The organism is Paenibacillus qinlingensis (assembly GCF_013204845.1).
GTDB classification, from domain to species: domain Bacteria; phylum Bacillota; class Bacilli; order Paenibacillales; family NBRC-103111; genus Paenibacillus_E; species Paenibacillus_E qinlingensis.
Genome location: NZ_JABMKY010000010.1, coordinates 85,230 through 98,978, shown reverse-complemented (window position 1 = coordinate 98,978; position 13,749 = coordinate 85,230). Strand labels below are relative to the sequence as shown.

Genomic DNA, 13,749 nt, shown 5'->3' with positions numbered 1-13,749 from the left:
GATGGAGGAGAGAAATTCTGCCTTTGGCACAAATAAAACCACGCAAGGCTGACAAACAGCACAGACGTGGTTTTATGAATTACCGGAACGATTTCTTAGGAATACTTTTCATTTTTTCCTGATCAGAAGTGAATTCTGCACTAATTTCAACATCTGCAAAAGCATTTACTTGACTCATCCGCTCAGCCATCGAGGTATGAAACAGTTGCTGTATCGGGGCAGTCATCATCTTTTCTTTGATGGATTGACGCATCTGTAGGCTCCTAACCGCTAGTTTATACATGTATAGTATAACCACCGTTCAGACTGCCTATCCTAAATCCTTCATCCAGATAGCTTATTTACTATCGATCACCAAGGTTACAGGTCCCCAATTCGTCAGGGAAACATCCATCATTTCACCAAATGCACCCGTTTCAACTTGTAACCCCTGCTCTCTGAGCAATCTGTTAAATTCCTGATACAACGGTTCCGCTTGTTCAGGACGAGCTGCCGACATGAAATTCGGGCGCTTGCCTTTGCGGCAATCCCCATACAGGGTAAATTGTGACACAGATAGAATCGCTCCCCCTGTCTCGAGGACAGACAAATTCATTTTACCTGTTTCATCTTCAAAAATTCGAAGCCCGGCCACTTTATCTGCAAGATACTTCGCATCATGTTCGGTATCTTCATGGGTTATGCCAACCAACAGCATAAGCCCCTGCTCGATGCGACCGATCGTTTGATTATTGACCGTTACTTCTGCATTCTTACAACGTTGAACAACAACTCTCATCGTTCCTAAATCCCCTTACTAGCTAGGTCTGCATAATCCGTTGAACGGAATAAATATCTTTGACGCGTTTTATTTTCTCTACAACAGACTGCAGATGATCGATATTTTTAATCAAAATCGTCATATGAATGGTTGCCATTTTGTTCTTATCAGAACGGCCTGAAACAGCTGAAATCATCGTCTTGCTCTCAGAAACTGCTTGCAGCACTTCGTTTAAGAAGCCGCGGCGATCATGACCTGTAATCTCAATTTCCACATTGAAATTAGATTCAACAGCCTCTGCCCAATCCACTTCAATTACTCGTTCTTCCTCACCCATACTCGTCGGAATGTTCGTGCAATCCGAGCGATGGACTGAAACGCCGCGTCCCCGAGTAATATAGCCAATGATGAAATCCCCTGGAACCGGATTACAGCATCGCGCAAATCGAACCAGCAAGTTGTCTACTCCTTTAACGCGAACGCCGTTCGTAGGACGGCTTTTACGCTCCGTAGAAGCAGGGGCTTTGACCTCTTTCACTTCACTGCTCAGCTTAATAATCTGTGCTTCTTCCGCTTCCTTGCGCAGCTTCTCCGTTAGCTTGGTACATATTTGTGCTGCTGTAATACCACCAAAACCAACTGCCGAGAGCATGTCTTCAATATCGCTAAAATTAAATTTCTTCGCTGCTTCCAACATTTTATCATCGCTCATTAAGGTTGGAGGATCGATAGCTAAGCGTTTAAGCTCGCGCTCAATCATATCCTTACCTTTTTCAACGTTCTCTTCACGCTTCTCTTTCTTAAACCACTGCTTAATTTTACTGCGTGCGTGGGACGATTGCGCGATCTTGATCCAATCTTGACTAGGCCCATAGGAATGCTTAGAAGTTAGAATTTCAATAATATCGCCGGTTTTGAGCTTATGATCGAGCGGAACGATCCGCGAATTGACTTTGGCGCCAATGGTACGATTCCCAATTTCAGTATGAATGCGATAGGCAAAATCCAACGGAACCGCCCCTGCCGGAAGCTCGATGACTTCCCCTTTTGGCGTAAAGACGAAAACAAGATCAGAGAAGAAATCCATCTTCATGGATTCCATGAACTCAGACGCATCGTTCGTTTCATGCTGAAGCTCCAGAATTTCGCGGAACCAGCTCATTTTATCCTCGAAGGTACCGGATGGAACAACTGTCCCGCCTTCTTTGTAAGCCCAATGCGCGGCGATCCCGAACTCAGAGGTACGATGCATTTCCCACGTCCGAATCTGAACCTCTAGCGGCTCACCCTTCGGCCCAATAACGGTCGTGTGCAAGGATTGATACATATTCGGTTTCGGCATCGCAATATAATCCTTGAAGCGGCCAGGCATTGGTTTCCATAACGTATGAATGATACCCAAAGAAGCATAGCAATCTTTGATGCCGTCAACAATGACGCGCAAAGCCATGAGATCGTAGATCTCGTTAAATTGCTTGCCGCGGGAGCTCATTTTTTTGTAAATGCTGTAGAGATGCTTCGGTCTTCCCGAAATATCCCCTTGAATCCCCATCTCATCCAATTTCTCTTTGATGCTGTGAATGACATCTTCAATGTACTGCTCACGCTCAGTCCGTTTCTTCTGCATGAGATTCACGATTCGGTAGTATTGCTGCGGATTCAAATAACGGAGGGCAATGTCCTCCATCTCCCATTTGATCGTGGAAATACCGAGTCGATGCGCAATCGGGCAGAAAATCTCCAACGTCTCTTCTGCAATGCGGCGCTGGCTTTCTTCCGATTGATACTTAAGTGTCCGCATGTTATGCAGACGATCTGCAAGCTTAATCAGAATCACGCGAATATCCTGCGCCATCGCAACGAACATTTTGCGGTAATTCTCATTCTGCTGCTCTTCTTTGGATTTGAACTTAATGCGCTCCAGCTTCGTCAAACCATCAACGAGCATCGCACAGGTTTTCCCGAATTTATCTAGAACAGTTTCCAACGAAACTGTCGTGTCTTCAACCACATCATGCAGAAGCGCAGCAATCACCGAAGTGACATCCATCTGCATATTCACCAATATATCTGCAACAGCGAGTGGATGCAGAATATAGGGCTCACCTGATTTGCGCACTTGGCCATGATGGGCTTCATCCGCGAATTCATAGGCCTCCCGAATCCTCTGCAAATCATTCTCTTTCAGATAGGTGGCGGCCTTTTCCAGCAGCTGCTCTATACCCATGCATCTACCCATTCCCTTTAGTCGATTTTTATTCATTATGCCTGCAAGTCAGGCCCCTCGTCAACTATTCACGTACAGGCTTCGACAAAAAGCATCATAGCTGCCGCAAACACATCACATTCACTCCGTAGAATGCTATGAAAAAGAGAATCGAATAACGAACATTCGATTCTCCAACCCTGTCTTAATATTGAACAAGTGAAACGACATCAAAACCTTCGAATTTGCTGCGGCCATCCAAATACGTAAGCTCGATTAAGAAAGCAGCTCCGACGATTTCTCCACCTAGCTGTTTGATCAAATCAACGGACGTTTGAATCGTTCCGCCTGTTGCAAGTAAGTCATCCGCAATAAGTACTTTCTGTCCAGGCTTAATGGCATCCTTATGCATAGCCAGCTTATCTTTACCATACTCAAGTGCATAATCCGCTTCGATCGTTTCACCAGGTAATTTACCGCTTTTACGAATGGGAATAAAGCCCACGCCGAGTGCTGTTGCCAGTGGAGCACCAATGACAAATCCACGCGCTTCCGGACCTGCAATGACATCAATTTCTTTGTCTTGAATGAGTTGTTTTAATTGCTCGATAGCTTCTTTGTACACAGGACCATTCTGCAGCAGCGTTGTGATATCTTTGAAACGAATGCCTGGCTGCGGATAATCCGGGATAACGCGAATATAATCTTTGAAATTCATATGATTTCCTCCAATGTAAACTCTGTTTATTTTATGTTATCAGCGATCCATTGCTCCAGCTCTTTCGCTGAAGAATACATAACAATGGCTTCAACTTCTTGACGATGCAATCGATGCTGGTACAATCGTGATGTGGTTAAATCTCTTTTGGCAGGTGTGGCACTCAATGTAACCATATTATCATGTTTTACGACAAATTCTAATTCCTCAAAAACAGATAAAATAAAATGAATCATTCCGAGTGATAATCCCGAACGCTTACTGAAAGATGTCATTATCCTCGTATCTTGCAGCTGAAGTGATTTCTCCTTCTGCAAGGTACCATAGAGCATCTTGAACATATCCCTTGAAGGCAACGTATTGCCGCTGTCCTGCCCTAGTTCGGCAAATACAGGGTAGCAGCGCATCATCCCCGTCGCTTGCTGAAGTACCGATTTCAAACTATCAATACGACGAGGCAACGTGTACAGAATGACATCTTGCAGTTCGTCGAAAGCAACCCCGATCGCTGCCTCGTTAGCTGGCCTTACTTCACCGTCATCTTGCACGATCCAATACGGCACATGATGTCCGACTTGTGCAGCTACTGCTTGATACAACGCTGCATCCGCTTCATCGAAAAGCACGATTCCGGGTGAGCGCTGTGGTGCTGCCGGCCCCGCTGAGAGATTACTCGTAAGTGCTGCAAGCTTCAAGTGCAATTGTCCCGTTCCACGCCAATCAAATACCTGCGTGTGTGGGATTCGCAGATCCTGCATGATGATCTGTGGCTTTCTAACCCCATTCCACTCATTAATGGAGAGTTCCCCTAAGACATCCACCTTGGCCGAAGGGGCAATTAACGCAGCTAAACTACCTTTGCCAAAGCCCACGGCTTCTACCGTACAGCTAACTTCATCCTTAGCTTGAGAAAGTCCCAGCTTCAGGTGCTGTTTTTCTTTGCCCATGGTTCGAATATCTTCAAGTCCTAAATCCGTAAACATAAACTTAGGCGAAGGGTTGCCCATTCCGAATGGTGCCAGTAATTCTAGGCCCTCTATGCTTGCAATTGGGACATCCGCTAGGTTGCACGCATTATCTACCCGTAAGACGGGTACGTAGTCCTGCTCTGTCAACGTTGCCGCTGCAAGCTCATTTAGGCGAAGTGCGAAAGCTTCCAGATGGCCGCTATCTAAGCTCATCCCTGCCGCTGCTTGATGACCACCGTAGTGGTCCAGCAGGTCCTTACAAGCCGTCAATGCCTTATGCAAATCAAAGCCTGCAATCGAACGTGCAGAGCCTTTGGCCATGCCCTTCTGCGGGTCAATACTTAGCACAAGCGTAGGTCGATAGAATTTCTCTACAATCTTGGAGGCTACAATCCCAACGACACCCACATTCCAGTTTTCTTTCGCTACGACAATGACTTTATCCAAGCCCTTCGCTCGCTGTTCCTCAGCCATCGCAAACGCTTCTTGGACCATATCCTCAACGATTTGTTGACGCTCTTTATTCAGCATATCCAATTCGAAGGCAATTTGCTCCGCTTCTTTTTCATCTGATGTGGTCAACAGCTTGACGGCAATGTCAGCCGCTTCTAAGCGACCACTCGCATTAATTTTGGGAGCGAGCGAGAAACCGATATGGCCAGCTGTAATCTCTTTCCGTTCAATGCCAGATACACCAATCAGCGAACGAAATCCAACATAGCTGGAATCCTGCATACGTGCGAGGCCCATCTTCACAAGCAACCGATTCTCACCTGTGAGGGGCATAAGGTCGGCAACTGTTCCAAGCGCAGCGAACTCAAGAAGTTCCTCTGGAAACCGCTCCAGAAGCGCATGTGCAAGCTTAAATGCCACACCTACACCTGCTAATAGCTTGTAGGGATACGGACAGCCAGGTTTCTTAGGATTAATCACAGCTAAGGCATCAGGCAGCTCTTCTGGCGGTTCATGATGATCCGTCACTATGACATCTAAACCAATTTCATTGCAATAGGCAATTTCTTGAACGGCACTTATTCCCGTATCCACGGTGATAAGCAACTGGACACCTTGTTCCTTAGCCAAGTCCATTGCAGCACGATTCAAACCATAGCCTTCACGAATCCTATGAGGAATATAAGTATCGAAATGCGCTCCTAACCCTTTTAACAAATGCGCCATTAAGGATGTACTGCTAACCCCATCTGCATCATAATCGCCGTAAATACGAATGAATTCATTATTGAGCAGGGCTTTGCGAATACGCTCGACAGCTGGCAGCATCCCATCTAACAAATAGGGATCATGGTAATCACCCACGCCGCCTTGCATAAATTGTTGGGCCTCAGACACGCTGCGAATATCTCGAAGAACTAGAATACGGGCTACCAAGGGATCCAACTGCAGCTCACGAACAAATTCTTCAACAAGCGCCTCATCCGCGTTTCCAATGTTCCATCTTGCCTTCGGTGCTAGCACTTGGTGGCTCCTCCTTGGTGTTTTCCTATGAAAATTTCACGGTACATAATCTTCGAAAACAATGATTTAGTGCAAAACAGATGGCAACTCACTTGCTTCCACATCTGCCTGCTTATAGGGATAACCTGCATCGTAAGGATTCACATGTATGTATACATGCGTTACATGATGATATTGCTTCATCAGCTGCTGTTTAATCTTCTTAGACACCTCGTGCCCTTCCCAAACAGAGAGCCTAGGATTCACACTGATCGTCATTTCAATGACAACATAATGCCCATGTTCTCTTGCGTTCAATTCGTCAACCGTAATCACACCATGAATCTTCTGAATAGCTTTCACATAATCAGCTGCCTCTTCCTGGTGAAGAACTTTTTCTGTTGGCGTTGATATGGTTTTATTGACTAACGAGAATCCCATTTTACCTATAAAAAGTGCAACGATGAGTCCGGCAAATGTGTCTACATAAGTAAATGCGTTAAATCCGAGCGCTTGAGCCAACATCGTCGAGAGGACACCTACAATGACCACAAAAGAAGAGTATATATCGGAACGACGTCTTCGTGCATTGGCAATAAATTCCTCAGTTCCTAGCTGCATGCCCCGCTTACTTAAGAAGTAAAACATTCCTTCCTTCGCAAGCAGCGAAATAACAAGAACAGCAAAAGTCACTAAACTTGCTTCGTACTCGACCTGGTTGATCAAGGATTTAACCGATATGACGGCTAATTCAGCACCAATCAATAAGATCAAGACAATGAATAAAAGGGAACTCACTGAAATTTGTGGTTCCAATCCCCGGAAAGAAGCTCCAGCAAGCTGCACTCTCATCGTCCTTACTCTAGTAATGGCAGCAGCTACTATACAAATTCCTGCTGCCGACTGCGCCGCAGCCGCGATCAGAGAATTACTATGTGCTCTAATGCCAACTATCCCCATCGAACAAGCCAATATGGTGAGCACGAGTAGAGCTGACCACAGCGCGTATTCTGTCTTACGAAAACCCTCATCATTCACGTGGACATTCCCCCTGAACGGATACAAAGGCCGCGCAACAATCACGCGGCCGGTTATTATGGTTATTACGCTGCAACTTTCTTTTTAGAACGTGATAAGGAGTTTCTTTTGAACAAATACCACAAGGAACATGCGATGAAGACTGACGAATAAGCACCGCTCGTAAGACCAATTAACTTAGCCAAGGCGAACAACTTGATGGACTCGCTTCCGAACAGATACAAACAGCCTGCTGCGATTAAGACGACGAGTACGGTATTGATGTTACGTGCCATCGTTTGCCAGATACTGTCGTTAACGAGAGCAACGAGATCAGCATCTGTCTTCAGTTTAGCGAAACGCAGATTCTCACGAATCCGGTCAAAGATAACGATCTTGTCATTAATGGAATAACCGATCGTTGTCAATACAGCCGCAAGGAAAGGAAGGTTCACTTCAAAGCGGAAAATGGCAAACATCGCGATAACGATGAACGCATCATGCAGAATAGCGATAATTGCAGCCAATGCAAAACGCCATTCAAAACGGATACTCACATACAAGCAGATCAATACGCTTGAAATGGCAACGGCATACACGGCTTTCATCAATAACTCTTTAGCAAGCTGTGGATCAACCGTATTGATTTCCTTTGAAACTTCTGCGCTGTACGTTGTGGCAAAAGCTTTTTGGATCTTGTCGACTGTCGCATCATCGAGAACGTCATCGAAACGAATCGATACACGATCACTATTATTACCGCCGATTGTAGGATCCGCATATTTCGATTTCACATCGCCGCTCGTGTTCAAACCATGTAAAATTTCTTCAACCTTTGCGCTGTCCAACTGTTTGCCGACAACAAGGTCAATATTCGTTCCTGCTTTGAAATCGACACCGAAATTCATGCCTGAGGTTAACATAACAACTAACCCAATGATAAGAACTGCAGCCGATATGATGAAAAATTTATTGCGATTTTTTACAAAGTCAAACTTTTGTTTAGAGTCCACGGATGTCTGCCTCCTTCACACCGAAATAACTTGGCTTTTTCAGCAAATTACCCCGGATAATAAGATGTAGCAGCCATCTGGAGAACAACACGTTCGTTAAGATACTGATAATAATACTCATCATCGTAATAACTGCGAAACCGCGAATAGCACCGTTACCTACATAATACAACACGATACCCGCGATTAAATTCGTTACGTTCGCATCCATAATCGTACGGAAGGAATGCTTCGTCCCTGCTTTCAAGGAGGAAAGGATACTCTTGCCTGCACGGATTTCTTCGCGAATTCTTTCGTATGTGATAATGTTCGCATCGACGGCCATCCCTGCACCTAATACAAGGGCAGCAATACCAGGCAACGTCAACGTGGCATTCATAAAGTCGAAGATCGCGAGTAATACCCAAACATACGTAATCAAAGTGAATGCCGCTACTAGACCTGGAACACGGTAGTAAATCACCATGAACAAGAAGATTAAGATCGATGCAATTAAGCCTGCTCTTGCTGTCTCATGCAAGGAAGCTTTACCTAATGTAGCATCAACACGCTGTATGTATTTCTCTGTTAATTTGAGTGGCATAGCCCCCAAATTAATCATCTTCGCTACTTTAGTAGCTTCAGCAACGTTTGTTTGTGTAATGATCGCGGAGTCACTATCAATTGGGAAATTGACCGACGCCGTAGATTGTACAACATCATCCAAATAAATAGACAACGTGCTGCCTACCAGCTTCGTCGTTACTTCTTTGAATTTTTCTCTGCTCTTCATTTTGATCTCAACAATCGGTTGCTTCGTATTCGGATCGTAGCTTAGTTTCGCAGCGTTCTCAACGAAGTCAGTGCCGTTCATGTACACAGTGCCGTCTGGTCCTCTGAACGTCAATACAGAAGGTTTGGACATCAAGGTACGAACTTCTTCCTCGTTCTCAACACCAGCAAGACGAACACGGATACGATCTGATCCCTCTGGATATACCTCAGGCTCAGCAACACCAAGTGAATCCGCACGTTTAGCAAGGCTTTGTGCTGCTTCCGTAAGCGTTTCCTTCGTTAGAGGTTGTCCAGCCGTAAGCGGCTCTGCGGTGTATAATATTTCAAACCCGCCTTTTAAATCCAATCCAAGCTTAATACGGTCTACTAATCCAGGGCTCGTAACTCCAACTGCACCCAGAACAATGACGACCGTTAGAAAAAAGAACGAAATTCTTTTCCAATCCAGCATCTGTTGCTAGTCTCCCTTCAATACTCAATATGCCTATTATACTCAGGTCTGAAAAACGAGTCAATTTAAGTCGTTTCACGCAAAAAATAAGCCCATTCTTAGAATTGGGCTCCTCTATACATACTAATCGTCATCCAGTTCATAAACGCTGTAGATTTGAGGGACAAAATGTCATTTACGATTTGATGGAGAGAGGGCAACCCTGTTTTGCGATATTTATCGCTTACACAATCCCATATATCCTTGCCAGTAACGTGCTCGTACCCGAGCAGAATAAATTCCTCAACCTTGCTTAAACACAAGCTTTCAATGATTTCATTCAGTTCTACATCCGACATACCTGGATGCTCTTCTTCACTTCCGTTATCCTGTGCGTCATTCATGGGGGATCCTCCTAAAAGTTTTGCTGGAACAAAACTATCTACGTAAGCATAAGCTTAGGCATTCATTTTACCTGTATGTCATACAATTCGATGGCCACCTCGGAATTTCCTGCCAATTACGCACTCCTCCATAAAATCTTAGCATGAGCTTGGACAGCTCGCGCATAGTCATAGGTATGACATTATCGGAAGAGGGTATGGCAGTGACCAAGCAGTCGTTTATTAGAGGTACAATGATCCTGCTCGCCGCAGGCATTTTGAATCGCATACTTGGCTTCATACCCCGAATGACTTTACCGCGCGTGATCGGTGCTGAAGGCATTGGTATTTATCAAATGGGCTGGCCATTCCTATCCGTTATTTTAACTATTATTACCGGCGGTATTCCCGTTGCTATCGCTAAACTGATCGCAGAAGCAGAGGCAGAGCAAAATGAGACCCGGATTTGCAGCATTCTGCGCATTTCTTTAGCGATCACCTTATCGCTTAGCTTCATTTTTACATTTATCTGCCTTGTAGGAGCATCATGGATCACGTCTCATTTACTGACAGATTCCCGCGTTTACTATACTTTCCTATGTATGAGCCCCATGATTCCCATTATCGGCGTCTCTGCTGTATATCGTGGTTATTTTCAAGGCAGACAAAATATGATCCCTACCGCCACTTCGCAAATTATGGAAACGTTGATTCGTATTGTCATGGTTCTCATCTGTTCCTATATGATGATCCCTTATGGCATCGAATATGCGGCGGCAGGTGCGATGATTGGCGTTTTGGCAGGCGAAATTGGCGGACTAGCCCTATTAGCCATTCATTTCAGATGGGACAAAAAAGCTGCCTCCAAGTCGCCGCTTGCTCAAATCGGCACGAAGAAAACGACGGGGCGACTCTCCAATTTGCGCAGAATCTTACGTATCTCAATTCCGATCACAGGCAGTAAACTCATTGGTGCCAGCTCCTACTTACTGGAGTCGATCTTAATTGCTCAAAGCTTAGCGATCGCAGGCATTACCACATCACTTGCAACTGCTCAGTACGGCGCATTACAAGGTATGATCATTCCCATTATCCTTCTGCCGAGTGCGCTGACCATGTCATTATCTGTTTCTTTGATTCCCTCATTAAGTGAAGCTGCTGCTCGCAAAGACCTCAAGACCATCCACATGCGTTTGCATCAATCCTTAAAGCTCGCTTTAGTGACAGGTGCTCCGTTCTCGGTATTGATGTTCGTACTCGCTGAACCAATTTGCAAATATCTGTACAATCAGCCTGATGTTAGTGTCATGCTTAAGATGATGGCACCTATCGCGATATTCATTTATTTTCAAGCACCGCTGCAATCTGCTTTACAAGCCTTAAATAAGCCTGGAGCTGCTCTAATTAACACCTTAATTGGGGCAACGGTCAAGTTATTCTTAATCTATTGGTTGGCTAGTAAGCCTGAAATGGGCATACACGGCGCCGTATTCGCCATCAATGTGAATATCGTTTTGGTTACACTGCTGCACTGGAATAGTGTCGTTCGACTGCTCAAATTTCGTATGGAAGGCAGCAGTTTCGGGAAAATTGGCGCTGCCATGCTTCTCTCAGGTGTTGTTTGTTATTTCATCATGTACACGCCTTGGGTGTCCGCGACTTGGATACGATTCCTCTCCTCCTTATTGCTAGGGCTCTTTTCCTATATCTTTTTCATCACGGTATTCCGACTCATCTCTCTTAAAGATATCAGTCGACTCATGAATATGGGCAAAAAAATAATACGTTGAATCATAGCGCAGACTCACCTCTTACGATCAAGAAACATTCTGCCGCGATGATCAATTGAGCAATAAAAGATTTCTTTGAAATCCCGTGCTCCTTTTTCTTGGAGCTGGTTTTTCAACCAAAACCTCGTTTGACCGATTTTCTCAAGGTTATCATCTTGCACTTTACCATCCATGATAAGAGGCAGCGGCAAGCCCTCGTAACGTATCGCGTTATTTGATTTCGTTACTACCGTCTCTGTCTCTTTGTCATTTTTGTCTTTCTCAACTACACTCAACTTCCCCGAAGGTTCCAAAATCGCAAATTCCACATCCGCCACGTTCATAATTTTATTTTGTCTTAATTGCAGCATCAGATCATCCAGATTGTAACGATGCTTCTTCATTTCATTTCGATCAATCATTCCCTTATTGATGAGCACACTCGGTTTACCGTCGAAAAGCACACGAATGGTGCGGCTTTTTAACGTAATATAGGCAATGATAACTTGAATAAGCACCAGTGTCCCCATAGGTAAAATCCCAGACATAAGAGGCTTCTTCACGTCCTCAAGCACGAATACGGCAATTTCCGCAATCATGATCGAAATAACAAGATCGAAAAGCGAAAGCTTACCAATTTCACGTTTCCCCATAATACGAAGCATGAGAAAAACAACAAAATAGATAAGCACCGTACGCAAAAAAATGGTCAGAATATCCATCGCAACCTCCCTGATCTAAGCTCTAGCTTGTTCTCGGAGTTCACTGGTATTCTGACCGCGTACGCACCTCATCATGCAGATATTACGTATTCAATTGTTGGCAATTACAACAAGAATAATTTGAAGTATAACGTAGAAATCAACAGCAACAAGAAACAAATCGGCGCAGCAACCGCCACGTACTCACTTTGTTTTAACTTCACGCCATCATGATAGGTAAAAGATGCCGCGTATAAGCTCGCAATTGAGCTCACTAATGTCACACCGCTTCCTATCCCGCTTCCGACGATCAATGCCCACCACATCGGCTGAGTTGACGTCTCGATGAGCTGCTCCATCCCATCAACAATCGGAATCATCGCAGTTATGAAGGGGATATTATCCATCATCGCTGTACCAAAACTATTCAACCATAACAATAGAATGGATAGAAACGGGATGCTGCCTTGGCTTAGCTCTAGTCCACGATTTGCGATGAAACCAGAAAAACCTGCATACGTTAAGCCCCCGACCATAATGAATAGTCCCAAGAAAAAGAGCCATTGTGTTTCTCTCTGGTGATGCCATACCGCACCATAATCCTTGTTTTTAATTACCTCAAAAATATCTTTGTAATTCATGGCAAGTAAAGCAATAGCCCCCGAGGCTGCAATGTAAGCTGGGTTCCATGCTAGTACACCATGAAGGCATAAAGTGATTAAGGTTAACCCTGTAATGATGCTGCTTCCCATAACGAACGCCCGATTAGGAGATAAATAGGAGCTTGGCTTTAAGCTAAGCAGTTCACGCATGTGTGCTTCAGCCGCAACCAAGCGTTTGCGATAGAGCAACCACATAATGAGATAAACGACAGCAAGTAACAAGCAGATCAACGGAAACAACTTAATGAACATTTGCCCTGCTGTAATATGCCCTGACGCTCCAAGCATACGGCTAGGTATATTCCCCATAATCGTTGCTGCACCGCCAATATGTACGGATAATAACATCGATATTAGAAATGGAGCCGGTAGTAACCTCATTTTTCTGGACGCAATTATGATGAAAGGAACAATGACAACAACAGCCATTAAACTATCCAAGAGTGCAGAGATCAGCGCGGCTAGCAGCGAAAGACTAACGATAACTGTTAGTGCCCGCATGCGATATTTTCGAACAATTGAACTTACGATATACGATATAATGCCTGTTTTCTGAAAAAGGCCCGATAGGATGAAAAGGCTCACGAGATAGATTAGAATCGGCCAATTCGCATAGGTTGTTAGTGCTTTTTGAAGTGGCACAATGCCTAAAATCAGCATCAAACACGCCCCACCAAGCGCGGTATACATACGATCCCATTTTTCAATCAATATACAAACGTAAGCAACTGCAAAAATGATCAGCGCCGCTACTGCTTGCCACATTACGGGACCTTGAGAGAATTCAGTCATAAATAATCACACTCCTAAAAGGATTGATTAGCTCACGCATTCGAAGCGGAGTATTGCAGCAACAAAACTCGCTATCTGCAGCATACGCTTTAAATAGTTTG

12 protein-coding genes are annotated in these 13,749 nt (G+C 44.6%); 1 reads left to right on the top strand and 11 read right to left on the bottom strand.

Annotated elements, in window-relative coordinates:
- Positions 1 to 79: 79 nt before the first annotated feature.
- The 9 genes from HQN88_RS19000 to HQN88_RS18960 all read right to left on the bottom strand — a co-directional run bounded on the left by HQN88_RS19000 (position 80) and on the right by HQN88_RS18960 (position 9,745).
- Entirely contained in the window at positions 80 to 253 is a 174-nt protein-coding gene (locus HQN88_RS19000; RefSeq protein ID WP_173115433.1) for a hypothetical protein, read from the bottom strand.
- 84 nt (positions 254 to 337) lie between these two features.
- A complete protein-coding gene (gene dtd, locus HQN88_RS18995; RefSeq protein WP_173115431.1) occupies positions 338 to 778 on the bottom strand; it encodes a D-aminoacyl-tRNA deacylase in 441 nt (146 codons plus the stop codon).
- Between the two features lie 22 nt (positions 779 to 800).
- On the bottom strand, positions 801 to 2,987 hold the full coding sequence (locus HQN88_RS18990) for a RelA/SpoT family protein (RefSeq protein ID WP_173115428.1): 2,187 nt from the start codon (positions 2,985 to 2,987) through the stop codon (positions 801 to 803).
- Between the two features lie 184 nt (positions 2,988 to 3,171).
- A complete protein-coding gene (locus HQN88_RS18985; RefSeq protein WP_171632098.1) occupies positions 3,172 to 3,684 on the bottom strand; it encodes an adenine phosphoribosyltransferase in 513 nt (170 codons plus the stop codon).
- A gap of 26 nt (positions 3,685 to 3,710) precedes the next feature.
- A complete protein-coding gene (gene recJ / locus HQN88_RS18980; protein WP_173115425.1) occupies positions 3,711 to 6,128 on the bottom strand; it encodes a single-stranded-DNA-specific exonuclease RecJ in 2,418 nt (805 codons plus the stop codon).
- Between the two features lie 66 nt (positions 6,129 to 6,194).
- Positions 6,195 to 7,145, bottom strand: a complete 951-nt coding sequence (locus HQN88_RS18975) for a cation diffusion facilitator family transporter (protein WP_173115422.1) — start codon at positions 7,143 to 7,145, stop codon at positions 6,195 to 6,197.
- A 65-nt stretch (positions 7,146 to 7,210) separates the two neighbouring features.
- A complete protein-coding gene (gene secF / locus HQN88_RS18970) occupies positions 7,211 to 8,137 on the bottom strand; it encodes a protein translocase subunit SecF (RefSeq protein WP_173115419.1) in 927 nt (308 codons plus the stop codon).
- Positions 8,127 to 9,359, bottom strand: coding sequence for a protein translocase subunit SecD (gene secD, locus HQN88_RS18965; RefSeq protein ID WP_173115670.1), 1,233 nt, complete (start codon positions 9,357 to 9,359; stop codon positions 8,127 to 8,129). Before secD ends, secF begins: the two co-directional genes overlap by 11 nt.
- 101 nt (positions 9,360 to 9,460) lie before the next feature.
- Positions 9,461 to 9,745 carry a post-transcriptional regulator gene (locus HQN88_RS18960; protein ID WP_246320325.1) on the bottom strand — a complete coding sequence of 95 codons (285 nt, stop codon included), beginning with the start codon at positions 9,743 to 9,745 and terminating at the stop codon, positions 9,461 to 9,463.
- 203 nt (positions 9,746 to 9,948) lie between these two features.
- On the opposite strand from HQN88_RS18960, the gene spoVB reads away from it, so the two are divergent.
- The gene (gene spoVB / locus HQN88_RS18955; RefSeq protein ID WP_173115416.1) at positions 9,949 to 11,514 is read left to right on the top strand and encodes a stage V sporulation protein B; all 1,566 of its coding nucleotides are present in this window, start codon (positions 9,949 to 9,951) and stop codon (positions 11,512 to 11,514) included.
- Positions 11,515 to 11,528: 14 nt separating this feature from the next.
- Here spoVB and HQN88_RS18950 read toward each other — a convergent pair whose 3' ends face one another.
- Both HQN88_RS18950 and HQN88_RS18945 read right to left on the bottom strand, forming a co-directional pair.
- Positions 11,529 to 12,215 (bottom strand): DUF421 domain-containing protein, encoded by a 687-nt coding sequence (locus HQN88_RS18950; RefSeq protein WP_173115413.1) that lies wholly within the window; start codon positions 12,213 to 12,215, stop codon positions 11,529 to 11,531.
- 104 nt (positions 12,216 to 12,319) lie between these two features.
- Complete coding sequence (locus HQN88_RS18945) at positions 12,320 to 13,648, bottom strand: ArsB/NhaD family transporter (protein WP_173115410.1); 1,329 nt, start codon at positions 13,646 to 13,648, stop codon at positions 12,320 to 12,322.
- Between the last annotated feature and the right edge of the window lie 101 nt (positions 13,649 to 13,749).